The 23,515-nt window shown below is 61.6% G+C and carries 19 protein-coding genes; 15 read left to right on the forward strand and 4 right to left on the reverse strand.

Going from position 1 to position 23,515, the window contains the following annotated elements:
- Positions 1-24 precede the first annotated feature (24 nt).
- From JNO50_RS09550 to JNO50_RS09560, 3 genes are read right to left on the reverse strand one after another with little or no spacing between them, the layout of a single operon-like run.
- Complete coding sequence (locus JNO50_RS09550; protein WP_189535994.1) at positions 25-1,281, reverse strand: hypothetical protein; 1,257 nt, start codon at positions 1,279-1,281, stop codon at positions 25-27.
- Positions 1,281-1,490 (reverse strand): DUF2249 domain-containing protein, encoded by a 210-nt coding sequence (locus JNO50_RS09555; protein WP_189535992.1) that lies wholly within the window; start codon positions 1,488-1,490, stop codon positions 1,281-1,283. The genes JNO50_RS09550 and JNO50_RS09555 overlap by 1 nt, the downstream gene beginning before the upstream one ends.
- Positions 1,480-1,917, reverse strand: a complete 438-nt coding sequence (locus JNO50_RS09560) for a hemerythrin domain-containing protein (RefSeq protein ID WP_189535990.1) — start codon at positions 1,915-1,917, stop codon at positions 1,480-1,482. Before JNO50_RS09560 ends, JNO50_RS09555 begins: the two co-directional genes overlap by 11 nt.
- 139 nt (positions 1,918-2,056) lie before the next feature.
- On the opposite strand from JNO50_RS09560, the gene JNO50_RS09565 reads away from it, so the two are divergent.
- From JNO50_RS09565 to JNO50_RS09610, 10 genes are all read left to right on the forward strand, one after another.
- Positions 2,057-2,419: a hypothetical protein gene (locus tag JNO50_RS09565; protein WP_189535988.1), complete on the forward strand. Its 363-nt coding sequence runs from the start codon at positions 2,057-2,059 to the stop codon at positions 2,417-2,419.
- Positions 2,420-2,499: 80 nt separating this feature from the next.
- On the forward strand, positions 2,500-2,937 hold the full coding sequence (locus JNO50_RS09570; protein ID WP_189535986.1) for a DUF411 domain-containing protein: 438 nt from the start codon (positions 2,500-2,502) through the stop codon (positions 2,935-2,937).
- Between the two features lie 331 nt (positions 2,938-3,268).
- Positions 3,269-8,731 (forward strand): YDG domain-containing protein, encoded by a 5,463-nt coding sequence (locus JNO50_RS09575; RefSeq protein ID WP_215796326.1) that lies wholly within the window; start codon positions 3,269-3,271, stop codon positions 8,729-8,731.
- Between the two features lie 59 nt (positions 8,732-8,790).
- Complete coding sequence (locus JNO50_RS09580) at positions 8,791-10,446, forward strand: ShlB/FhaC/HecB family hemolysin secretion/activation protein (RefSeq protein WP_189535258.1); 1,656 nt, start codon at positions 8,791-8,793, stop codon at positions 10,444-10,446.
- A 163-nt stretch (positions 10,447-10,609) separates the two neighbouring features.
- On the forward strand, positions 10,610-11,410 hold the full coding sequence (locus JNO50_RS09585; protein WP_189535260.1) for a DUF1835 domain-containing protein: 801 nt from the start codon (positions 10,610-10,612) through the stop codon (positions 11,408-11,410).
- 85 nt (positions 11,411-11,495) lie between these two features.
- On the forward strand, positions 11,496-12,290 hold the full coding sequence (locus JNO50_RS09590; protein ID WP_215796327.1) for a DNA alkylation repair protein: 795 nt from the start codon (positions 11,496-11,498) through the stop codon (positions 12,288-12,290).
- A 46-nt stretch (positions 12,291-12,336) separates the two neighbouring features.
- A complete protein-coding gene (locus JNO50_RS09595; RefSeq protein ID WP_189535262.1) occupies positions 12,337-12,753 on the forward strand; it encodes a PaaI family thioesterase in 417 nt (138 codons plus the stop codon).
- A gap of 144 nt (positions 12,754-12,897) precedes the next feature.
- Positions 12,898-13,302 carry a GFA family protein gene (locus JNO50_RS09600; RefSeq protein ID WP_189535264.1) on the forward strand — a complete coding sequence of 135 codons (405 nt, stop codon included), beginning with the start codon at positions 12,898-12,900 and terminating at the stop codon, positions 13,300-13,302.
- Between the two features lie 107 nt (positions 13,303-13,409).
- On the forward strand, positions 13,410-15,380 hold the full coding sequence (locus JNO50_RS09605) for a phosphocholine-specific phospholipase C (RefSeq protein WP_189535266.1): 1,971 nt from the start codon (positions 13,410-13,412) through the stop codon (positions 15,378-15,380).
- Between the two features lie 36 nt (positions 15,381-15,416).
- Positions 15,417-16,214, forward strand: coding sequence for a class I SAM-dependent methyltransferase (locus JNO50_RS09610; RefSeq protein ID WP_189535268.1), 798 nt, complete (start codon positions 15,417-15,419; stop codon positions 16,212-16,214).
- A gap of 11 nt (positions 16,215-16,225) precedes the next feature.
- Here the strand turns inward: JNO50_RS09610 and JNO50_RS09615 are convergent, their stop codons facing one another.
- The gene (locus JNO50_RS09615) at positions 16,226-17,125 is read right to left on the reverse strand and encodes a DNA-3-methyladenine glycosylase family protein (protein ID WP_189535271.1); all 900 of its coding nucleotides are present in this window, start codon (positions 17,123-17,125) and stop codon (positions 16,226-16,228) included.
- A 255-nt stretch (positions 17,126-17,380) separates the two neighbouring features.
- Here JNO50_RS09615 and JNO50_RS09620 point away from each other — a divergent pair, with 255 nt between their 5' ends.
- Genes JNO50_RS09620 through JNO50_RS09640 form a run of 5 tightly spaced genes read left to right on the forward strand, consistent with a single transcriptional unit; the run spans position 17,381 to position 23,514 of the window.
- Complete coding sequence (locus JNO50_RS09620) at positions 17,381-17,854, forward strand: chemotaxis protein CheW (protein WP_189535273.1); 474 nt, start codon at positions 17,381-17,383, stop codon at positions 17,852-17,854.
- Positions 17,847-19,181 carry a CheR family methyltransferase gene (locus JNO50_RS09625; RefSeq protein ID WP_189535275.1) on the forward strand — a complete coding sequence of 445 codons (1,335 nt, stop codon included), beginning with the start codon at positions 17,847-17,849 and terminating at the stop codon, positions 19,179-19,181. Before JNO50_RS09620 ends, JNO50_RS09625 begins: the two co-directional genes overlap by 8 nt.
- Positions 19,178-19,786 (forward strand): chemotaxis protein CheW, encoded by a 609-nt coding sequence (locus JNO50_RS09630; protein ID WP_189535277.1) that lies wholly within the window; start codon positions 19,178-19,180, stop codon positions 19,784-19,786. The genes JNO50_RS09625 and JNO50_RS09630 overlap by 4 nt, the downstream gene beginning before the upstream one ends.
- A gap of 41 nt (positions 19,787-19,827) precedes the next feature.
- Positions 19,828-21,309, forward strand: a complete 1,482-nt coding sequence (locus JNO50_RS09635; protein WP_189535279.1) for a methyl-accepting chemotaxis protein — start codon at positions 19,828-19,830, stop codon at positions 21,307-21,309.
- A gap of 12 nt (positions 21,310-21,321) precedes the next feature.
- Positions 21,322-23,514, forward strand: a complete 2,193-nt coding sequence (locus tag JNO50_RS09640; protein WP_189535281.1) for a hybrid sensor histidine kinase/response regulator — start codon at positions 21,322-21,324, stop codon at positions 23,512-23,514.
- Position 23,515: the final 1 nt, after the last annotated feature.

Below are 23,515 nucleotides of genomic sequence, written 5' to 3' on the forward strand. Positions count from 1 at the left end.
CCGCCGCGCCGACCGGCGCAGGCGTTACCGGCCGACGCGGTTGGCATGATACCGGGAGGTGGCGCAAGCCATGTCGGCGCCGAACCGAATGCCCAGCAGCAGCAGGCTCGCACCGGCGATCCAGGGCGCGGCGAAGCCGGAAAGCACCGCGAATCCGGAGAGCAACGCCGCCGCGTGCAGCGACGCCATGATCCGAAGGTTCCGCTCGGGCAGGATTTCGTGCATGGAAGGGGGCCTCGTGCCGCTTGTGGCGTGGCGTTTCAGGTGCAGCCAGAAAAGAAACGGCACAATCTTGTAAAGCATGCCCAGTACCGCGCCCAGTCCCAATCCCGCGAGAGTCGCCCAGCCGGCCGCCATCCAGTACGGCGAAGCGTCGGTTCGGAGGATGCCGTATGCCGCGCAAGCCAGCCCAAGCAGTTGTGCCGCCATGGCGACCATCCAGACAAGACGGCCCGGATCGCCCGGACGGCGGCTCCGGTGCAGGCGCCGCAGGGTGAGCGCGGCATGGGTGCCTAGCGGCAGGGCCGGCGCCAGCACGCCCGCCAGCGGACTGCCGCCCCGTGCCTGAGCGACGACGGAGACTCCCAGAGCGATCCATGACGCGGCCAGGGATAGCCGCTGCCAGCGAAGCGGATAAGATGGTGTGATCTGGAACATCGGGATCACGGTGAAACTGACCGCCATGATCAGAAGGCTCAACCATCCGCCTGTTGCCAGAACGACATGCGCGTCGCGCAGTGTTAGCAGCGGCAAGGGCCAGCCCGCGCCCAGTACGCCGGTCATGGCGATGCCGAGACCCGCGGCGGCGATCAAGCCCGCGAGCGCGCCTGCGATGCCTTTCGTGGTGACATCCCGCGCCGGGCTTCGTGCCAGCAACCCGAGACAATAGGCCGCGCAGATGGGCAGCGCCAGGCCAAGGCAGAGGCCCGCAAGGCGGAACAGGGCGGGGGAGAAACCGAGCAGAAAGGCCGAGCACAGCGCCGTCGTGCCCGCTTGCAGGGGCCAGAACACCAGGTGGAACAGCATCGCGGGCCGCCGGTAGGCGACACCCGAGACAACGGCGAGTATCTGCAGCAGGGCGCCGAGCATGACGTTGCCGAGTACGCCGAGCGCCAGCATGTGCGTGACGGCGAGCGCGATGGGGTGGTATGGCGTCGCACCGTCCGCCGGCATGAACAGCAGTGTGGCGCCCGTGGCCATGAGCCAAACGGGTGCCACCAGAAAAAATGGCAGCGGCAAGCGCAACGGCGGCGCACTGTCATAAGACAGCCAGGCTTGCATCAGGGTTTTTCCAGATGAAGTGTCACGCCGCCATCGCCCGACAGATCGAAGCGATAGCGCATTCCCCGCTCCTCCAGCAGCGGCAGGAGCGGGCTCGGGAAATGGGGCAGGGTATAAGCGGCCGTGTCGCCGGAAACCATGGTGTCGGCCCGGTCCAGAATGATCTCCATCGGCTCGGGAGGGGGCAGATGGCGCAAATCAATGCTCATGCCGGGCCTCCCAGTCACTGATCAGCGCGTCAAGCCCGGTGACATGCTGCTGGCACATCGGGTAGAGAATGTTTTCTTCCTTCATGTTGTGCTGCTGCATGAGGATCAAGAGCGTCCCGCCGTGCCCCAGATAGACGTCAGCCGTTCGGGCGTCAAGGGCGCGGGACATGTCATGCAGGAGCTCGCGCATCTGGGCGTGTTCGTTTCGCATGACCATGGTCGGCCCATGTCGCATGCCGGTGGCCTGTTCGAACGCGGGGAACAGGCATTCTTCTTCCAGCACGAAGTGACGTTCCATATCGTCGCGGAAAGCGGCGAACGCCGATTCGGCCCCTTCCCAGTCCTGCTGGCGGGCCGTTGTCTCCGCGAGGGCGAAAAGTTCATCGCATTCACGGTGTTGCTGCAGCAGCGTGTGCTGGGCGGTCATGGGGAAGCTCCTGTCAGATGGGTAATGGCGGTGAGTGTGACGGTCGGGGAGGCCGGCGGGAATGATATGGATCAAGGCTTTCCGGATGGCGGGCGTCGGCCGGCTTTCAAACCCGGCGGCGTCATGGTAGGCTGCCGCCATGAATCCGTTTGTCCGTCTGGTGTGCGTGGTTGTCCTTGCCGCGTTCGCGCTGTTCGCGCGGGGGGGCGAGGGGCATGTTTCGCCGCATGGCGGACCTGCGACCTCGCACGTGTCCGATTCCGCGCATGCCGATTTCGATGACTGCTGCGATGCCGGTGCTCCGTGTCCGTCCGGCCCGGCTCACGAAAGAAGCGGCAACTGCGACGGCTTGTGCGCGTATGTCTGTGCTCCGGTCTTGCCGGCTCTTCCGGTCTGGAACCCTGCCACCCTTGCCGGGGGCATCATCTTCGCCGTGCCCCGTTCGGACGAAATGGCGGGCATCGACCACGCTCCTCCGCATCGCCCCCCTTCAATGGTTTGAAACGTTTCGAGCCCGCCACATATGGCGCGGCTGAGTGCTCCGTTTTTACCTGCCGATCGATTTATTGAAAGAGGGCTGTCATGTCCGTATTGCGTCTTTTCCTGTCCGCCGCGGTACTGTCCGTTTCCAGTTCCGTCGCCTTTGCCGCGATTCCCGCCACCGTTTACAAAAGCCCGACCTGCGGATGCTGCGAGGCGTATATCGCGTATCTCAACCAGCATGGTTTCAAGGTCAGGGCCATCAACAGCGATGATATGAACGGCATCAAGAAACGGTTGGGCGTAACGCCCGGCATGGGCAGTTGCCATACCGTAGAGATTGCAGGTTATGCGGTTGAAGGACATGTTCCTGTCGCGGCAATCAGGAAACTGTTGGTCTCCCGGCCGAAAGTGACCGGTATTGCCGTGCCCGGCATGCCGCAAAATTCGCCTGGCATGGGGGTCGAGCAACCCGGAGCCTTGCCGGTGTACACCATGACCCGCGATCAGCGTACCGACGTACTGTTCGGCCGCTTCTGACGACGCAGGAAACCAAACGGGGGAGCGTCCCCCGTTTTTTGATAGCCGAAGCGATGGAGGGTACAGCGACTTTCCGCCGCATCGGATGTTCCGCGCCTTTCTCCTCTTGCCGTGGTGTTGATTGTCCATGGTGATGCCGTTGTGATCCTTGTCTCGCATGGAATGCATAGTTCATTTGTTTTTCTATTTCCTTGTCATGCACCAGTTTCAAAACCTGTTGGATTTTTTGATAAATACAAATAAACATAAGAGCGTTTGCCTATTAAATACCTTATTTTTACTATGGCGGTGTAGGACAATCCGACTGGAGGCGAGCATGTGCCGAGCTACCATGAACCATATTTACCGGCTGATCTGGAGCGCCCAAACGGGCACATGGATCGCTGTCGCGGAAATCTGCCCGTCCAGAGGCAAGCGTTCGCTGCTCGTTCCTGCGCTCGCATTTGTTCTGGGCGGAGCGGCCGGTAGCGGGGCGAATGCAGAGGGCTTGCCGACCGGTGGTCAGATCGCGGCGGGAAATGGCATGATCAGCCAGTCCGGTTCGACGATGACTATCCATCAAGGATCGCCAAAACTTGCTATCGACTGGCAGGATTTCAGTATCGGCCAAGGGCATTCCGTCAATTTCGTGCAGCCTTCGGGATCGGCTGTGGCGCTCAACCGGGTGACGGGATCCAACGTCTCGAAGATTCAGGGCGCGCTTAACGCCAATGGCCAGATATTTCTGGTCAATCCCAATGGGATATTGTTCACTCCCTCCGCGCAAGTCAATACGGGCGGCCTGGTTGCCTCGACCCTGGGGATCAGTAACGAGGATTTCCTTTCCGGTCGTTACGAGTTTTCCGGGAACAGCAGCAATGCTGTCGTCAATCAGGGCAATATCACGGTGCGCAATGGCGGAAACCTGGCCCTGATCGCGGCCAGAGTCAGCAACAGTGGTACGCTGACGGCCGATCAGGGGTCGGTGACGCTCGGTGCGGGCAGCAAGGTGCTGCTCGATATGGGCGGCCCTGTCAAACTTGTCATCGAGCAAGGGGCGATCGATGCCCTGATCGATAATGGCGGCGCCATCCGTGCCGAGGGCGGAACCGTGCTGTTGAGCGCCAGGGCGGCTGGCGAACTCATGCAAACGGTGATTAACAATTCCGGTGTCATTGAGGCGAAGACCCTTGCCGATGGCAGCCAGGGCCAGATCGCCTTGCTTGGCGACATGTCGCATGGCCGGATCGCCGTGGGGGGGAGTCTGGACGCCAGCGCCAGGAACGGGGGGGATGGCGGCCATATCGAAACCTCGGGCGCCGAGGTGAATACATTGCCCGGACTCTCGGTCAATGCCGGGTCGGCGTTGGGGCGTGGCGGGGAATGGCTGGTCGATCCTTACAATTACACGATCGATGCCACGGCGGCCGGCAATATCGTGTCGGCCCTTAACCTGGGAACCAGCGTCACGATCACGACGCAGAGCGCCAGCGCGAGCTATGGCGGCACCGTCTCCGGCGTCGGCGATATCACGCTTTCCAGTCCCATCGCCAAAAACTCCGGCGGCAATGCGACGCTGACCCTGCAGGCGGATCATAGCATTTTTGCCAACAGCGATATTACGTCGACCAGTGGCAAACTGAATATCGTTCTGAGTGCCGCGAACGCCAGCGGCGCCACCAGCGGAGGTGTCAATCTCAATGCCAACCTGAACTCCAACGGCGGCAATATACTGATCGGCGGAGGGACCGGAACGGTCTCCAACGGTATCGGGTACGCGCTCATTCTCGATACCAGCAGCCCGGCCGTTGTCATTCAACAAGGCAAGTCCATTTCGTCCGGCGGCGGCTCCATTACCGTCAACGGCCAGACCAGCAACACAACGAGTTCCTATAGCGGAACGAAAGCAGGGGTGTATGTTCGTGCCAATGCCAGTCTGAATAGCGGTGGCGGCAATATGTATCTGAGCGGGATCAGCACTGGCGATACGAAGGAATTCGGCTTCGCCGTCGAAGGCGGATCCGGCACGGTGACCACCTTTACGACGGGAAGCTCATCGGGACTTATCACCGTGGACGCGTGGAACACGCTCAACACCAACGGCGCTCTTGGGTTGTTGAATAACGGTAACCAGACTCAGGTGCTGTTCACGGCGCCTTCGGTTGCCGGTTTACTGTTCAAGATCAACGGTTCGTCTCAATTGACAACATTCACGATCCGGACACCCTGCTCGTCAGCCTATCCGAACTGCGGCACGCTGGTTGTTCCCGGTTCGAACGGCAGCTATCTTGAAGGCTCCTACCAAGTGGTGGACATGGCGACCAATGCCATGTATGTGTTCACCGGTAACGGCTCCAAAACCTACGATGGAACGACGACGGCCACGGGTCTGAGCCTGACGACCACCGGGGCGCCGGCGGGGTTTTCCACCAGCGGTCTGACATTCACGACATCCAGCAAGAATGCCGGCAGCTATGCCACGCTTACCGGTGGCAACACCAATCCCGGTAATTACACCTCGGGCGGCGTGACCTATGCGATCGGCTACTTCAACGGCACCTATACCATCAATCCGAAAACGCTGACGCCGGTGGCGAGTAATAAGGTCTATGACGGTACGACGAATGCGGCGATCGGCGCTACGGGGATTGTTGGTGGGGATAGCGTACAGTTCTCCTACTCCTCCGGCGCATTCTCCAGCAAGAATGCCGGGACCTGGGCCGTGACCGCCTCCGGCATTGCCTTGACGGGTGTCGATGCCGCCAACTATACGCTGGGCGCCAATACGTCCGTCAGCGCCACCGCGACGATCAGCGCACGCTCGGTGAATCTGACCGGCAGCCGGGTTTACGATGGCACCACGGCGGTGGCGGCAGGGATTTTCACGCTGGGCAACTTGGTGGCGGGCGAAAACCTGACGCTGAGCGGCAGCGGCAGTGTGGCCGGCAAGAATGTGGCGAACGGCGCGAGCGTGACGGCCGGAACATTGGCGCTGGGCAATGGCGGTAATGGTCTGGCTTCGAATTACACCCTGAGCGGCGGCACGCTGAGCGCGTCGATCACACCGGCGACGCTGACCGTCTCGGGCTTGTCGGCGCAAAACAAGGTCTATGACGGCACCACAACGGCGAGCCTGACGGGGAGCGCCGCATTGGCCGGGGTGATCGGTAGCGACGCGGTGACGCTTAGCGGCAATCCGGGCTCTGGCGGGCTGTTCGCCGATGCCAATGCCGGCGCCGGCAAAATGGTGACGGTGGCAACCGGAGGGGTGGGGCTGGCCGGCGCCGATGCCGGTAATTATCAACTGGGCGGATTCTCGGTGCCGCTGACCGCGACGATCAGCGCACGATCAGTGAATCTGACCGGCAGCCGGGTTTACGATGGCACCACGGCGGTGGCGGCAGGGATTTTCACGCTGGGCAACTTGGTGGCGGGCGAAAGCCTGACGCTGAGCGGCAGTGGCAGTGTGGCCGGCAAGAATGTGGCGAACGGCGCGAGCGTGACGGCCGGAACATTGGCGCTGGGCAATGGCGGTAATGGTCTGGCTTCGAATTACACCCTGAGCGGCGGCACGCTGAGCGCGTCGATCACACCGACGACGCTGACCCTCTCGGGCTTGTCGGCGCAAAACAAGGTCTATGACGGCACCACAACGGCGAGCCTGACGGGGAGCGCCGCGTTGGCCGGGGTGATCGGTGGCGACACGGTGACGCTGGGCGGCAGCTTGTCGGGCGCCAGTTTCGCCGACAAGAATGCCGGCAATGGCAAAACCGTGACCGCTTCGCTGAGTGGATTGAATCTGGGCGGCGCGGATGCCGGGAACTACCAGATCGGTGGCTTGAATGGCGGCTTGAGCGCCAATATCACCAAAGCGACCCTGACGGTTTCGGGCTTGTCGGCGCAAAACAAGGTCTATGACGGCACCACAACGGCGAGCCTGACGGGGAGCGCCGCGTTGGCCGGGGTGATCGGTGGCGACACGGTGACGCTGGGCGGCAGCTTGTCGGGCGCCAGTTTCGCCGACAAGAATGCCGGCAATGGCAAAACCGTGACCGCTTCGCTGAGTGGATTGAATCTGGGCGGCGCGGATGCCGGGAACTACCAGATCGGTGGCTTGAATGGCGGCTTGAGCGCCAATATCACCAAAGCGACCCTGACGGTTTTGGGCTTGTCGGCGCAAAACAAGGTCTATGACGGCACCACAACGGCGAGCCTGACGGGGAGCGCCGCGTTGGCCGGGGTGATCGGTGGCGACACGGTGACGCTGGGCGGCAGCTTGTCGGGCGCCAGTTTCGCCGACAAGAATGCCGGCAATGGCAAAACCGTGACCGCTTCGCTGAGTGGATTGAATCTGGGCGGCGCGGATGCCGGGAACTACCAGATCGGTGGCTTGAATGGCGGCTTGAGCGCCAATATCACCAAAGCGACCCTGACGGTTTCGGGCTTGTCGGCGCAAAACAAGGTCTATGACGGCACCACAACGGCGAGCCTGACGGGGAGCGCCGCGTTGGCCGGGGTGATCGGTGGCGACACGGTGACGCTGGGCGGCAGCTTGTCGGGCGCCAGTTTCGCCGACAAGAATGCCGGCAATGGCAAAACCGTGACCGCTTCGCTGAGTGGATTGAGTCTGGGCGGCGCGGATGCCGGGAACTACCAGATCGGTGGACTCTCCTCGTCGCTGAGTGCTGATATTGGCAAGGCCGCACTGGTGGTGAGAGCTAACGATGCCAACGTTATTTACAGTGGTAACGCTTACAGTGGCGGGGCAGGGGTGGTGTACACCGGTTTTGTTGGAGGAGAAGGCGGTAATGTGCTTGGCGGATCGCTCGGCTACTCGGGGTCAAGTCAGCAAGCCGTTAACGCCGGATCCTATGGCCTGACCCCGGTCGGGGTGACCAGCGCTAATTATACGATCGCCTTTACCCCCGGTACCTTGACGATTGCGCCGCGCGCCATCACGGTATCGGCACCAACGCAGCATGTGACTTATGGCCAGACCATTGCCAGCCCCCAATACTCGGTAACAGGGTTGTTGGCCGGTGATAGTTTGTCGGGACATTTGGTAACCACGGCTAACGCACAGAGCGGCACCGGACATTATTCCGTCTCGTTGGGGTCACTGGGTAATGGCAACTACGCCATCACCCTGTCTGCCGGCGATTTGGTCATTGATCCCGCTCCGTTGACTGTCACGGCCAACAGTGTTCAGGCGACAGCCGGCACTCCTTGGCGAGGCGGAGCAGGGGTGAGTTATTCCGGGTTTGTCAACGGCGAATCGAGTAATGCTCTGTCCGGAACATTGACCTACGGTGGCAGTGCCCAGGGCGCGGTGAGCGCGGGAACCTATAACATCGCGCCTTCCGGTCTGGCGGCTTCGAATTACACGATCACCTATCGGGATGGCTTGTTGTCGCTGGCCCCCTTGGCCCTTTCGCCGGTGCCCGCTCCGGCTCCGGCTCCGGCTCCGGCTCCCGCCACGCCTGCGGTGGCCGCCGCTCCGGTCCAACAGGCGGGACAACCCGTAACGCCGATGAGTGTCGCGAAGTCGGCGGCCGCCGATCTGCATATCATCGCTCCAGACGGACTGAATTATTTGCCGGTGGGAACCGGCGGCACGAGTTCCCTTAATCTGACGTCGGCCGGAAGCGCTCCGGCATCGTCGTCGGCCAATGCGGGGGGCGTGGCAGGGCGTAGCGACAGTGCGAACTCTTCTTCCGGAGTCGATGTGAACGCGATTAACGTAAATACAATGACGCTACCGGGCCAGCTCAATGTATTCGTGATGAATGGAGGAATCAATACCACGGGACGGTAAGGGCCGAAGAGGGAGGAAAAGCTGGTCAACAATTTCTGGTGATGATGTATAAATAAACCATGGAAAAATACCCACTAATCCTGCCCGGCGCGCTCCGGTCGCTGCTTCTGTTGTCCGGCGCTGTTTATGCGGGCACGCCACCCGACGCCGGCAGTGTGCTGCAGGGGCTGTCAGAGCCCCCCGCGCCCCCCGTGGAAAAGCCCGCTTTGAAACTGACTCCGCCGCCGGCCCATTCCGTCGTTGTGCCGGGGGGGCCGGAGGTGATGTTGAGGTCCGTGACGTTCTCCGGTAACACGGCGTTTGATGCCGCGACCCTGGCGGCGACCCTGGGAACCGTTTCGGGCAAATTCGATCATGCGGGAATGCGAGCGCTGGCTGAACGCGTTGAACAGTTTTACCGTGAGCGGGGCTATGCCTTCACCCGGGTTTATCTTCCTCCGCAGACACTGGCCGACGGAGTGTTGCGGATAGAGGTGCTTGAAGGACGGTACGGAAAAATCCAGGCCATTGGCGCTCCCGGTCTGGTGTCGGGGAGTCAGCCATTCATGAATGCGCTGCGTTCCGGCGAACTGATCGAAAATACGCAGCTCGAACGCGCAATGATGATTCTTGGCGATCAGGCCGGCATCGTGTCGGTTCCATTTATCAGCCCGGGCGCCAACGCCGGCGAGGGTGATCTTAGTGTCAGGCTTTCGCGAAGCGCTCGGCTGGAGGGCGATGTCGGACTGGATAATTCTGGCAATCGCTATACCGGCGAATACCGGTTAAGAGGAGATCTGGATATCAACAGCCCACTTTTCTTCGGTGACAAGCTTTCTCTTGGCGGCATGAAAACGGACAAGCGCATGTGGATGGGCTCGGTGACATATGAGCTTCCTCTGGGCGGGGGCGGTTTGCGTGGCCAAGTCGGTTATGCTCGTACCAATTACCAGTTGGGCGCGGATTATGCCAGTTTGAAGGCGACGGGGTTTGCCAAAGTGACGACCGCGCGTCTTAGCTACCCATTCATCCGATCGCAGGCCTCGAACTTGATTCTCTTCGGGTCATTCCAGCACAAGGCGCTGGAAGATCACTACGGGGCAACGGACACCATCAATGACAAATCAAGCGACAGTTGGCCGTTCGGCGTGCAGTTCGATCACCGCGACAGATTCGGGGGAGCAGGGTTGTCGTACGGTAGCCTGGTCTGGACGCGGGGCCGTTTGCGGCTTAATGCCGCGCTGTCCGCGACCGACGCCATGACTGCCCGTACTCAGGGGCATTTCTCGAAGTGGAATCTGGACGTAGTGCGCTTGCAGCAATTACCCGGCCCACTCATGCTGTTCGGACGTTTTTCCGGGCAGTGGACCAACAAGAATCTCGATTCCTCCGAACGCATGGGCATTGGAGGGGCGGATGCGGTGCGCGCTTATCCACTGGGCGAAGGACTGGGCGACCGGGGATGGCTGGTGCAGTCGGAACTGCGTTACATACGCGGGATGTTTGCGCCGTTTGTCTTTTATGATGCGGCTCGCACCGAAGAAAATGCCAAGCCCTGGGATGGTGGTTCTTCCGTTTCGCGTAGTCTGGCCGGCTTCGGCCTGGGGCTGCGCATTGATGGCAAGAGTTGGCGCAGCCAAACAGCCGTGGCGTGGAAATCGAAAGGCGGCAAGGCGCTGGCAGATGGTGTGACACGTGATCCGCGCGTATGGGTATCGCTGCAGTACAGGTTCTGAGCGGTGAAGTGGAGGCGGAGAATGGCGTGGAAAACTGCCAGCACAAGATTTGACATAATATATATTATGCGAACCAATGCATCTGATGCCTGCCATTGGTCCTCGTGCCCGAAAGCGGACAACTTTATACTGGGTGTTGTTTGCACCTTGTTCCACTTTGCCGATGCCAATTCCCCGTTTTCTGTCCTGTGGCGGCAGCGCCGCAGGTTGCCTCAGGCAACTCAATCGCCTGCTGGGTGTGGATCATCCCATTATCGAAGTGCCGGATGACTTTCGTTCCGGCCCTCTTGCCGATGCCGATCAACTCTTGCCACGGCAACGGATAGACTGGTGGCGGCGACTGATGGCGGCTCAGTGGTGGCGAGACGATACGTCATACGAAACAGAGATGCTTCGGCTGTATGTGGAAAACCAACGGCACCTGCTGGCCGCTCTGGCCGAACCGGAGCCTATCGTTGTCTGGGTCGGCAATAATGCCCACGACAAGTTGATGCTGGCGATGGTTGCCCGGGTCGCGTCGCCGGCCACGCCTTTGTCGGTGGTCGATATCACCGGACAAGTCGCTTTCCAGTACATGGGGCAGTTCGCGGTCGGCATGTGCCCGCCCGACGCGCTACTGCCCCTGTCCCCGGCCGCCTTCTCCGGTACCGGGCGAGCGCGACTGGCGAGCCAGTGGGATAACTGGAAAACGCATGGCGAGGGATGGCGGGAAACCGCGGTGGATGGAGGCGTCGTCGAATACCCGTCGGATCATCTCGATACCCGTTTACTGGCCCGCCTGGCTGAGTCCGGCCCCCAGCCAGTGCTCCGGTTGGTGGGCGATGTGATGGGCCGGTATCCCGGCATGGTGCCGGACACCTTCCTTTTTTGGCGTCTGGATACCTTACGCTCGAATGGCCAAGTGGTATTCATCCCCGGCACCAGGGACGGACGAAAAAGTATCAATGTCGAATTGGCCGGATAGCTTGCCAAGGTTAATTTCAAGCCAGGGGCAATAAATTCTAGCTACAATGATGCCGTTGGTTTTATTTGTTCGACACGAGCCCGCTATGCCTGTATTGACGCCCATGCGCAAGGCCGAACTTGAAAACGGTTCGACCTCAACCCGCAATTTGTCGGAATGCCTGGCCATCGATCAGGCCGAACTGATCCGCCAGGTCTTGCCCGGTCTTGGGCTTGGCGATGACCTCGCCGCCGTGCTCGACGAATACGCCACGGCTTCGGGCAAAGGAATCAGCCACCAGATATCCGCGATCGGCTGCGCCATCGGCAAGGCACTACACCGGCATGACGAAGTGTCGCGCCAGGCTCGGCAGGAGCGCTTGATCCGTCATCCGTCGGACACCGTGCGCTCTTGGGCGGCATTCGCGATGACACGAAGCGATCCGGCCATGACGCTGGGGGATCGCCTTGGGGTCGCGAAGACTTTTGCCGCCGATGAGCACTTCGGTGTTCGGGAGTGGTCATGGCTCGCAGTGCGCCCCTATATCGCCGAGCATATCGGCGAAGCGATCGCATTACTTGAGTCCTGGACGATGTCACCGGATCCGAACATTCGTCGTTTCGCGGTCGAAAGCACCCGGCCACGCGGGGTGTGGTGCGAACACATTGCCGCGCTGAAAACGGATCCTGCCATGGGGTTGCCGCTACTCGAACCGCTCAGGGCGGACCCGGCCAGGTATGTTCAGGATTCGGTCGGCAACTGGCTCAACGATGCCAGCAAGACCGCGCCGGAATGGGTCGACCGGCTTTGCCGGTACTGGGCCGATGCCGGAGCCGGAGAGCCTTCCACGGCCCGTATCGTCACCCGGGCAATCCGCAGCCTGCGAAAAGGCGGAACCTGAAATAATACCGGTGCGGAGCGGGTATCTCCGCCCGTTGGGTGCAGGAATGAACGACACTCCGTTAAGGCTGGAAACCATTGAGCAGGCTGAGAAAGTCCTGAACGAATCGCCGTTTGTCGCTATCTGGAATTACCAGGTGAAGACCGTGTCGCCCGGCATGGTGGAATTGATCCTCCCTGCCCGGCCCCACTTTTACCGCCCTGGGGGCATCATTCAGGGGGGCTGTCTGATGACTCTGGCCGATACGGCGTTCTGGCTAGCGGCCATGACATCGGTCGGTATCGATACCCCCATCGTGACGCTGGAAATGAAAACGAATTTCCTTTCTTCGGCGAAGTCCGACATCTGTTGCCGTGCCGAAGTCATGAAAAGCGGGCGACGCGTCATCTATGGCACCGCTGTCATTAACGATCCGTCCGGCCAGCTCCTGTCCCACCACACCCTGACCTATCTGGTTGTCTGACCGTAGCGTTGCCGTTGCCCGTTCTCCGGGTACCGCTTGGTTTTGCGCCCTTTCCTTCCTTTCATCTCCGTAATCCTGATTGCCGTTTCGTCCTGGAAACGCGCAATGTGAGCGTTTCACCTTGCCGGATGAAGGAGCCCGATCATGCGGGGAAGCTGCCTGTGCGGAACAATCGAATATGAAGTCACCCGCCTGGATTCGCCGATCCGGCATTGTTCCTGTCCGACCTGCCGCAAGGCTCAAGGCACGGCCTTCAGTACGTCCGCGAGAGTGGAAATGGTGCATTTCGCATGGGTCCGCGGCAGCGAATGGCTCAAATCCTTCGAATCCTCGCCGGGCAAGCGTCGGTTCTTTTGCGGTCTGTGCGGCAGCCCGCTGATCGCGCGTCATGAAGACAGTAACAGGTTGATGCTGCGTGTCGCGTCGCTCGATGACGACCCCGGTCAGGTTCCCCAGTCACATATCTGGCAATCGCTTCGCCCCCCGTGGCTGGTGGACGGCCCGGATCTGAAGATCTATCCGGAATGGGATCCCGGACACGAAGAGTGAGCGTCGCTCGGTGTAATTCAAATGTCATTGCGGCGCGGCACACTGCCCATGCGGCCGGCGGCGTTGCGGCCTCTGTCGAGACATGAACCCGATTGGAGACTGCGACTATGCACAAGATTTCACGCCGGCGTTTCCTGACGTATTCCACGCTGGCGGCCGCCGGCGCGGTTCCTCCCGGCCTTGCCGCCGCCATGACGGCGAAACCGTCCGGCAGGTCGATGTCGTCAGTGAAGCATGTTGTGGTGTTCATGCAGGAAAACCGGTCGTTCGACCACTACTTCGGCAGTCTGCGAGGGGTGCGCGGCTTCAATGACCGGTGCGCGCTGACGCTGGGCAACGGGAGCAGCGTGTTTTTTCAGCCGGGTGTTCTTGTCGACGAGGAGGCGCCGTTTCATCTCGATACCTCCTCCACCAGCGCGCAATACGTGATGGATCTTGACCATTCGTGGCTTGGCACGCATTGGGCGTGGAATCTTGGCAAGTACGACAACTGGGTTCCGGCCAAAACCGGCCTGACCATGGGCTATTACCGGCGCTCTGACATTCCGTACCATTATGCGCTGGCTGACGCCTTCACCATTTGCGACCATTATTTCTGCTCGCAAATGGGGCCGACCAATCCCAACAGGCTGTATCTGATGAGCGGCACGGTGGATGCGGCGGGCCGGGCCGGAGGTCCGGTCACCGACAACAGCGAGAAAGGTTATGCCTGGACGACGTATCCGGAGCGTTTACAGGCCGCCGGCGTCAGCTGGAAAGTCTATCAGGTCGCGGGCGACAACTACGACGACAACGCGCTGGCCTGGTTCACGGCCTTCCGCAGCGCACGGCCTGGTCATCCGCTTTACGATCGGGGCATGGGATCGGTACCCCGCAAGACCGGCGATTCGGTTCGGGATCTGGTTGCCGCCATCCGCGACGACGCCCTGAATAACCGCCTGCCGGCGGTATCCTGGATCGTCGCGCCGCAGGCGTATTCCGAGCATCCGAGTTCGCCGCCGGCGGCGGGCGCCTACCTGATCGATCAGATTCTCCAGGCCCTGACCATCAATCCGGAGGTATGGGCCTCGACGGTGTTCCTGCTCAATTACGATGAGAATGACGGGTTTTTTGATCATGTGCCGCCGCCTGTCGCGCCGCCCGGCACGCCAGGCGAATATGTCGGCCTTTTGCCCATCGGCCTGGGACCACGGGTGCCGATGATCGTCATGTCCCCGTGGAGCCGCGGCGGCTATGTCTGTTCGCAGGTGTTCGACCATACCTCGGTGCTGCGGTTTCTCGAAACGTGGACCGGGGTCCGGGAACCGAATATTTCGTCCTGGCGCCGGCAAGTGTGCGGAGACCTGACTTCCGCTCTGGATTTCTCCCGCGTCAATGTCAGTGTCCCCGCCCTGCCCGATCCGTCCGCCCTGCTCACTCAGGCCGAACAGACGCAAAACTGGCCGCCACCGCTGGTGCCCCTGAAACCCCGCATGCCCCGGCAGGAACCGGGGCGGCGCCCCGCCCGGCCGTTGCCGTACCAATGCAATGCCTGGTCGAGCGTCGACGTCGAAGATGGCGTGCTGTGGATTCATATGCTAAATACAGGACGACAGAGCGTGCATTACGCCATTCATGCCAATCGTTACCGGGTTGACGGCCCTTGGCATTACGACATCGCCGCGGGAATGGCTTCCCGGGATTTTTTTCATGTGGAAACGTTCGGTGGCGGGTGGTACGACTTGACGCTGTACGGGCCGAACGGGTTTCTCCGGCGCTTTGGCGGCCATATTCATGGTGTGGGCGCGCAACTGGATGTGGAACCGCGTGTGAGCGCCGATGGCGGGGTTCCCGTACTGGACGTAACACTGATCAACCGCAGTGGTCGCAACGCGATATTCGCCATCAGCGCCAATAGTTACGGCGGCAGTTCGCCGCAAAGCATCCCGGTACCCGCCGGCCGATCGCAGTCCTGCCGCTGGCATCTTGCGGCGGTGTACGGCTGGTACGATTTCACCATCAAGTGCAGCGCGTCCTCCGCGTTTGTGCGGCGCCTGGCCGGCCATATCGAATACGGGCGGGACAGTGTCAGTGGCTGAGGACCGCGCGCCAGACTCTGTGGGGAGGAGTTCCGAATGAAATTCGAACCTTTGAGCCAACGTATCGATTACGGTGTGGATGCGCCCGGCGCGGTACGCAACCTGCTGTTGCTCGGACTGACAGGCTGGGCCCTGTGGGCGGCCTGGCTGCTGGGCCCGGCCGATCATCCTCTGGTTATCCGTCTGTCCGGATTCGTTCTGCTTGCCGAAGCGCTGGTCGTACTGGCGGCGTTATCCATTCTGTTCACCGCGGGCGGTGTATGGATGCTCTGGGAGAGCCGGATCGGCAAACTGCGACGCCGTGATCGTCTGCTGAGCCTGATCGACTGGCATGGCGGAGAGCAGGTGCTGGATGTCGGCTGTGGACGGGGTTTGTTGCTCATCGGCGCGGCCAAACGTTTGACCAGCGGCTCGGCGACCGGCATAGACATCTGGCAAAAAGAGGATCTGACCGGCAATCATGCGGCGGCGGCATGGAACAATATTCGCCTGGAGGGCGTGGAATCGACCGTCGATCTGATGACCTGCGACATGCGTCGCATGCCATTTCCCGATGCTTCCTTCGACGTCATCGTATCGATGGCCGCCATTCACAACATCTATGACAAGCAAGGGCGCGAATGGGCCATCGCGGAGATCGCCAGAGTGCTCAAGCCTGGCGGGCATGCGCTGATCGATGACATTCGTCATCTCGATCAGTATGAGCGCGTCTTCGCTCAGGCCGGTTGCCCCCTGTCCGAACGGTTCGAGTCAAAAGCGTTCAGGGTGTTCGTGACGGTGGTGTCGTTCGGTTTGCTCAGTCCTGGCGTGCTCAAGGTTCGCAAAACCGCCTAACGCCAGCCAGTTCAATAGGCGGTGGCCGATTGAGCCGCCCACAGATGGGCGGCGACGAGGGCGCGCCAGGGCGAAAAGGCGGCAAGCCAGTCGCGGGTTTCGCGTTCCCCGGGCTTTTCCGGAGCGCCAAGCAGCGTTTGCAGCCCGCGGCGAACGGCGACATCGCCGTGCAAGGATCCGTCAAGCCAGCCAAAGCCTCGCAGCAAAGTGTAATTGACTGTCCAGGGGCCGATGCCGCGAATCGCTTCGAGCCGCTGGCGCGCCTCCTCCACCGGCACAGAGAGTGCCCAGTCGTCCAGGGGAAGCCGACCTTCCACGACCAGTGTCGAGATTGTCCGCATCGTCGCGGCCTTCGTCGCGGAAAACCCCGCCTGCCGCAAAGACGCGTCGTCCAGCCGCACAATGTCGGAGGCGTCCGGATAGCACAACAATCCTCCGGAGTGACGGACACCCGCTGCGGCGATCAGCTTGCGCCGCAGTGAAACAGCGGCGGCGACGCTGATCTGCTGGCCCATGACCGCCCAGGTGAGAGCCTCGAACACGGATGCGGCGACCGGAACCCGCAGCCCGGCTTGCGCCATGACCAGCCTGCCAAGCTGGGGGTGATCGCGACAGCCGGCTTCGAATGCCTCGATGTCCTGTGTCAGTCCCAGCATGCACCGGGCCAGCCTCTCCAGTCGGTCAGCGCCGATGTTCGAACTTTCTGTATCGATCGACAGGCCGACTTGCGCACGGCCTTCGCCGAAGTCGATGGACAGGCACGCGGGATGTCCCTCCCATCGCAGTCCTTTTCGCAGCGAAACAGGGGTCACTTTTTCCGATAGCGCGAGGGCATCGCGCCGATGGAAGGCAAGAATGTCACCCGAACGGAACCCCGTGGGCAGATCCAAAGAGCAGTGAATGCGATTCATGAGGCGGCCATTGGTATGTGTCTCGCGCCACTATGCCTGTTCCCGGGCCATTGCGCACCCCGATTCTTGCGGTGCTTCCCATGGAGGCCGGGCTCACTCCGGTTTCGCGCCCTCTTCCGCTGTGCCTGTCCTTTAGTACAGGCGCGGCGCGTCGCTCGTCGGCGCAGGCATTGCGGCTACGGTGGCTGGCCTATAGTCAATCTGATATGCATCATATTGATGAGAGGGCAATGATGATAGAGCGGGCACGGGGTTATGACTGACCTTGTCGCGGATCGGCTGGTCGTATTCACCGTGGGAGCGCGGCGTTGCGCCATCCCGCTTGCCCGTGTGGTGCGAGCCGAGCGCGCTGTGGCCGTCACACCTTTGCCCGGCGCGCCTGTCTGCGTGCTGGGGCTTATCGATGTGCGGGGCGACGTCGTGGCTGTAATCGATCCGGCCGACCGCTTCGGTGACCCGGTACGTGAACCGGCGATGCACGATCACCTGCTGATCGTGAACGGTGCGCGCAGGAAAATGGCCTTGCTCGCCAACGAGGTTCACGGTGTGGTCGCCCCGGAACCGACTGACGTGAGCGATGCGGGGAACTGGCTGCCGGGCGCCGGTTGCGTCAGCGGCACCTTGCGCGGAGCGGAAGGCCTGGTATTGATTCACAATCTTGATGCGTTCCTGTCACTGGAGGAAGAGGACAGCCTGGAGCGGGCGCTGGAGGCCCGGCAGAATGCCTAGTCCGCAAGCCATGGAACCATCCTTCCGGCTCGCCATGCTGGCCGAGCGGATCGATGCGTGGTTCGGTCTTCATTATCCGCCGGCGCGCTGGGGGGATTTGCTGCGGGCGATGAACAATGCGGCGGCCGCTTTCGGCGCCCCGTCGGCGGAGGCGCTTGTTTTGCGGTTGCTGTCCGGTGATCCCGAGCCGCGTCACCTGGAAATGCTGGCGACCCATCTCACCATCGGTGAAACCTATTTTTTCCGAGAGCGGGTTGGACTGGAAGTCATTCGTGACTTCCTCGTGCCTGACTGGCTGGCGCGCCACCGTGGTGATGGGCGCCCCTTGCGGATCTGGTGCGCTGGCTGCAGCACGGGCGAAGAGCCCTATTCGCTGTCCATGCTCCTTGATGGCGCAGCGAACCCCGTTTCCGGTGTGGAGTGCCTCGCGACGGACATCAACAAGGATGCGCTCGATCGCGCTCGCGGCGGCGTGTTTGGCGACTGGTCGCTCAGAAACACCCCGTCCTGGCTCAAATCCCGTTATTTTCAGCCGCTTCCGGACGGTCGTTTCGCGTTGTCGCCGGCGATTCGCGGTTCGGTATCCTTCGATATTCTGAACCTGGCGGATGGCGCCGGTCTTGAGCGCCATGGCCCGGCCGCGTCGTTCGACATTATCCTGTGCCGCAATGTGCTGATGTATTTCAGCGCGGAACGTATCACGCAGGTTTGCCAGTTGTTTCATCGCGCCCTGGCCGACAAGGGGTGGTTGCTGGTGGGCTTGACGGAGGCGCCGAATCTGTCGGTGCCCGGACTGGAGCCCGTACAACTCGGTGGCATCACCGTATTTCGAAAAACATGCGTCGGCGTTCTGGCGGAGCCACTCGTTCCGGTCGGCATGCCGGATCTCTCCGATGCGCCCGACAGTGCGCCACCGCCCTGCTCCGAGGCGGTGGACGCGTGCGAAATGGCGCGGGGTTTTGCCGATCAGGCGCGGTGGGTGGAGGCGCGCGAGTGGTGCGAAACCGCGCTGCGGAACGATAAGCTCAATCCCGTTCCCCATTTCCTGTTGGCGCACGTCGAAGAAGCCACGCATCGCCCCGACATGGCGATCCGGTCCTTGCGACGGGCGCTGTATCTTTATCCCGACTTTATCGCCGCCCAATTCGCCTTCGGTCGGATCGAGCTTGCGCTGGGCAAGCGCGAAGCGGCCCGGCGGCATTTCGGACGCGCCCGCGACGCTCTGGCCCAAATGCCGCCGGACGAGATTGTCGCGGAAACGGGTGGGCTGACCGCCGGACGACTCATCCAGATTCTTTGCCATATTGAAGACGGGGTGCCGGCATGAACGAAACGGAAGGACAGCGCAACGGGCTTGTGGACTGGCAGGCCGCCTATCTGCAGATTGAATCGGCGCGGCTTGCCGCGGAGCATCAGGGCACACTGTCGGCGGACGACGAGGCCCGCTTGCTTGCTGCCCGCGCCGCCGCGCTGGCCTCCGGACGCAACTCGCCGATGGCGGCCGAGCACAGGCAGGACTGGCTGCTGTTCCGCATGAGCGGCGAGTCCTATGGCGTCGAGTCCGTGTTCGTGCGCGAGGTGTCCCGGCCGACACCGCTCACTTCCTTGCCCGGCACGCCTCCTTTTGTGCTGGGGATCGTCAACCTGCATGGAGAGATTATGTCGGTGCTGGATCTCGGGCTCTGGTCGGGTTTGCCCGCGGCAACCTGCTCCGGGGAGGAGCGGATCATCTTTCTCGAGTCGGGGTCCATGGTGTTCGGCATTCTCGTGGAATGTCTTCTAGGCACCTTTCCGTTGCCGGACAGTGCCATACAGTCCGTTTCGGCGCCGCGCTCGCGCCATCTGAAGGGAGTGACAAGGGATGGTGCGACCTTGCTGGACGCGGAGGCGCTTCTCGCCGATGACACGATCGTGGTCCGGGATAACTCATGATTCACGAGAGAACAGATTTTATCGATAAAGGGGAATCGAGGATGAAAAGGATCATAGGCAGGCGCATCCTGGTCTCTGTCGGCTCGATCTTTCTGGTCCTGCTGGCGCTAGGATGCATCACCTACTCCAGTACACGCCAGTTGAATGAAACTTCCCGGGAAGTGCTGGACAGGCAGGTGGTGGTGACCCAACTGACCGAGCTGATGTCGATGCTGAAGGATGCCGAGACCGGGCAGCGCGGTTATGTGATCACGGGAGCGTCACGCTATCTGCAGCCGTACAGCGATGCGCGCCAGAAACTTGATACGACGATTCTCTCGCTAAATGGGAGACTTCACTCTCCTGAAGAACAACTGAAAATGAAGGAGTTGTCGGAGCAGATCGTCATCAAGCTCGAAGAACTGCAGGCGATCATCGACATCCGCACCGAGTCCGGATTCGACGCCGCGCGCAAGGCCGTGTTGACCGACAAAGGCAAAAAGAGCATGGACGAAATCCGGCGACTGGTCGGCGCACTCGAAGCCATCGAGAACGAGCGTCTTTCCGCCGCGCAGCAGGAGGCCATGACGGGCACGCGGAATCTGTATCTCGCCCTGGTCGTTGGCTGTCTTGTCGCCGCGGTGCTGGTCGTCGCCACTGGCGTGTTCATGATGCGCGGAATTTTCAGGGTGCTTGACCGGTTGGGCGCGGAAATGCGGGAAAGCTCATCGGTGCTCAACTCCAGCGCGGGAGAGATTGTTGCCATTACCTCCCAGTTGGCATCGGGGAGCGCGCAGACGGCCAATGCGGTCAATGAAACCACCGTCACGGTCGAGGAGGTCAAACAGGCCGCCGTCGTGTCCGCGCAAAAAGCGCGGGCCGTGTCGGACACCGCGCAAAAGTCGGCACAGTTTTCCCAGTCCGGGTTGCAGTCGGTCGAAGGATGCAAACAGGGGATGGAGCGAGTTCAGGAACAGATGGAATCGATCGCCGAAAGCATTTTGCGCCTTTCGGAGCAAAGTCAGGCAATCGGAGAGATCATAACCAGCGTCAATGATTTGACCGAGCAATCCAATCTTCTGGCCGTCAATGCCGCCATCGAAGCGGCCAAGGCCGGAGAATTCGGCCGCGGTTTCAGCGTGGTCGCTCAGGAAATCAAGAGTCTCGCGGAGCAGTCTCGCCAGGCGACGGCACAGGTGCGGGCCATTCTGGGCGATACACAAAAAGCCACCGGCGCCGCCGTCATGGCCGCCGAGCAGGGAAGCCGCGCTGTGGCAGACGGCGTGAGGCAGACGCGCGAGGCGGAAACATCGATCCGGCAATTGACCGACAGCATCGGCGAAGCGGCGCACGCGGCAACGCAAATCGCCGCTTCCAGTCAGCAGCAAACCGTCGGAATGGATCAGGTGGCGCAAGCCATGGACAGCATCAAGCTTGCGAGTCAGCAGAATGTGGGCTCGACACGGCAGGCCGAGACCGCCGCGCATAACCTGAGCGAATCGGGGCGGCGACTGATGACTTTGCTCGAACAATACCGATTGTGACGGAGTGCCGCCATGCCGGCCGACAGCGACTTTTTCCGACGACTGCGCGCGACCTTCGCCATCGAAGCCGAGGAACATCTGGCGGCGATGGTGACCGGTCTTTTCGATCTGGAAAAATCAGGCAGCGTTTCGGAACGCGGCGAAACACTCGAACGGATCTACCGCGAGGCCCACAGTCTGAAAGGCGCCGCGCGCGCTGTTGAACTGCACGAAGTGGCCGGCCTTTGCCATGCGCTGGAAAGTGTGTTTTCCGCGTGGAAAAACGGGAGGGTGACGACGACTCCGGGCTTGTTCGAACTGCTGCAGGGCGCGCTGGGTACGCTTGCCGGAATGCTGGCCGGGGACGCCTCCTCCGGCACGGAGTCCACGGACCTGCTTTTGCGGCTGGAGGCGGCAAGCCAGGGTGAAACGCCCGCGCCTGCCGCGAGCGCGACGATCGAGCGCGGTTCACCGCTCCCGATGGTCGCGGCGCCGTCTTCATCGACCGTGCCGACCATTCGTGTCGACGTAAAAAAACTGGACGCCGCCATGCGGCAGGCCGAGGAATTGCTGTTGCCCGGGCAAACCGCCGGATGGTGCGCCTCGGAGCTGGCCGGAATCGCGGCACGTCTGTCGGATCTCAAGCGTCGCCGTGTCCGGTTGCAGCCCGCGCTGCGGAAGTTGACCCGCGAACGCGGCGAGGGCGAGTTTTCCGAACTGCTGGAGTTCCTGAATGCCGAGATCCGTCACTTGCAAGATTGCGAAGAGCGGCTCGATAGCCTGCAAAAAGCCGCCGAGCAACATCATCGCGCGTTGACGGGAATGACTTCGGAGCTGCTCGAGCGGGTGAAGCACATGCATTTGCAACCGGCGTCCGCCTTGCTTGACGGGTTGCCGCGCATGATTCGCGACTTGGCCCGGGAACATGGCAAGCAGGCGGAGTTGACGGTGCATGGCACCGATATCGAAATGGATCGCCGGATCATCGAACAGTTGCGGGATCCGCTCAATCACCTGCTGCGCAACAGCATAGATCATGGCATCGAGGAGCCCGCCCGCAGACAGCGGCTGGGCAAGCCCGCCTGCGGAAGCGTGACGGTCAGCGTCGCGCAACAAGACAGCAACACGATCGAGATCGTGATCGAGGACGACGGCGGCGGCATCGACATCGAGAAACTGGCCGAAGCGGCGAATCGGCAAGGCGCGTCCATCGCGCCGGACGCTCCCGAACTCGCCATTCTCCAGATGGCGTTCCTCTCCGGTGTGTCGACCCGCCCGACCGTGTCCGAATTATCCGGCCGCGGGCTGGGGCTCGCCATCGTTCAGGAAAAAGTCGACCGTCTGGCCGGCTCGCTCAGCGTCGAAACGAAAAAAAACCGCGGTGTACGCTTCCGCCTCGTCCTGCCCTTGACCCTGGCCACCTTTCGCGGTGTGCGGGTAAGCGCGGGCGGCGCATGCTTCATTATTCCCGCCTCTTGCGTGCGACGCGCGATCCGGATTCCGTCCTCGCAGATCCGGCGCCAGGACGGCCGGGAAACCATCGAATTCGAAGGCCGCACACTGGTGCTGGCCAGACTCGGCACACTGCTCGGTTTGGCGCCTGAACCTCCTGCCGAACCACGGGTGTTGCTGGTGCTGTCGCTGGGCATGTCAACCATGGCGTTCGCCGTCGGCGCGGTGATCGACGAGCAGGAGGTGCTGGTCAAAGGACTTGGGCCGCAGCTTGCGCGTGTCCGGTATTTCAGTGGGGCCTGCGTACTGGGGTCCGGCGACATCGTTCCCGTGCTCAATGCGCATGATTTGATGGCGGCGGCGGTGCGCGATGATCGGCCGGTTCCGGAAACCGGCGAGGAGAGACGCCGGGGGGCCATTCTTGTCGCGGAGGATTCGATGACATCGCGCGCCTTGCTCAAGGGCATTCTCGAATCGGCGGGGTATGACGTGACGACCGCCGTCGACGGTGCCGAAGCGTTCGAACTGCTCGGAGCCGGACCCACTTTCGATCTGGTGGTGTCGGATGTCGAAATGCCCCGGCTCGACGGTTTCGGGTTGACGGAAAGAATACGGGCGGATGCCGCGCTGTCGGACTTGCCCGTGGTGCTTGTGACCGCCCTCGCCTCTGACCGGGACAGGGAACGCGGTGTCGATGCCGGCGCCAACGCATATATTGTGAAAAGCAGCTTTGACCAGAGCGATCTTCTGGCCATCATAAAGCGGCTGATTTGAA

This window comes from Paludibacterium paludis (assembly GCF_018802605.1).
Taxonomy (GTDB): Bacteria; Pseudomonadota; Gammaproteobacteria; order Burkholderiales; family Chromobacteriaceae; genus Paludibacterium; species Paludibacterium paludis.

Excerpts from the sequence above, each read along its gene's own strand:
- JNO50_RS09550 (WP_189535994.1), bottom strand. The coding sequence starts at position 1,281 with ATGCAAGCCTGGCTGTCTTATGACAGTGCGCCGCCGTTGCGCTTGCCG.
- JNO50_RS09555 (WP_189535992.1), bottom strand. The coding sequence starts at position 1,490 with ATGAGCATTGATTTGCGCCATCTGCCCCCTCCCGAGCCGATGGAGATC.
- JNO50_RS09560 (WP_189535990.1), bottom strand. The coding sequence starts at position 1,917 with ATGACCGCCCAGCACACGCTGCTGCAGCAACACCGTGAATGCGATGAA.
- JNO50_RS09565 (WP_189535988.1), top strand. The coding sequence starts at position 2,057 with ATGAATCCGTTTGTCCGTCTGGTGTGCGTGGTTGTCCTTGCCGCGTTC.
- JNO50_RS09570 (WP_189535986.1), top strand. The coding sequence starts at position 2,500 with ATGTCCGTATTGCGTCTTTTCCTGTCCGCCGCGGTACTGTCCGTTTCC.
- JNO50_RS09575 (WP_215796326.1), top strand. The coding sequence starts at position 3,269 with ATGAACCATATTTACCGGCTGATCTGGAGCGCCCAAACGGGCACATGG.
- JNO50_RS09580 (WP_189535258.1), top strand. The coding sequence starts at position 8,791 with ATGGAAAAATACCCACTAATCCTGCCCGGCGCGCTCCGGTCGCTGCTT.
- JNO50_RS09585 (WP_189535260.1), top strand. The coding sequence starts at position 10,610 with ATGCCAATTCCCCGTTTTCTGTCCTGTGGCGGCAGCGCCGCAGGTTGC.
- JNO50_RS09590 (WP_215796327.1), top strand. The coding sequence starts at position 11,496 with ATGCCTGTATTGACGCCCATGCGCAAGGCCGAACTTGAAAACGGTTCG.
- JNO50_RS09595 (WP_189535262.1), top strand. The coding sequence starts at position 12,337 with ATGAACGACACTCCGTTAAGGCTGGAAACCATTGAGCAGGCTGAGAAA.
- JNO50_RS09600 (WP_189535264.1), top strand. The coding sequence starts at position 12,898 with ATGCGGGGAAGCTGCCTGTGCGGAACAATCGAATATGAAGTCACCCGC.
- JNO50_RS09605 (WP_189535266.1), top strand. The coding sequence starts at position 13,410 with ATGCACAAGATTTCACGCCGGCGTTTCCTGACGTATTCCACGCTGGCG.
- JNO50_RS09610 (WP_189535268.1), top strand. The coding sequence starts at position 15,417 with ATGAAATTCGAACCTTTGAGCCAACGTATCGATTACGGTGTGGATGCG.
- JNO50_RS09615 (WP_189535271.1), bottom strand. The coding sequence starts at position 17,125 with ATGAATCGCATTCACTGCTCTTTGGATCTGCCCACGGGGTTCCGTTCG.
- JNO50_RS09620 (WP_189535273.1), top strand. The coding sequence starts at position 17,381 with ATGACTGACCTTGTCGCGGATCGGCTGGTCGTATTCACCGTGGGAGCG.
- JNO50_RS09625 (WP_189535275.1), top strand. The coding sequence starts at position 17,847 with ATGCCTAGTCCGCAAGCCATGGAACCATCCTTCCGGCTCGCCATGCTG.
- JNO50_RS09630 (WP_189535277.1), top strand. The coding sequence starts at position 19,178 with ATGAACGAAACGGAAGGACAGCGCAACGGGCTTGTGGACTGGCAGGCC.
- JNO50_RS09635 (WP_189535279.1), top strand. The coding sequence starts at position 19,828 with ATGAAAAGGATCATAGGCAGGCGCATCCTGGTCTCTGTCGGCTCGATC.
- JNO50_RS09640 (WP_189535281.1), top strand. The coding sequence starts at position 21,322 with ATGCCGGCCGACAGCGACTTTTTCCGACGACTGCGCGCGACCTTCGCC.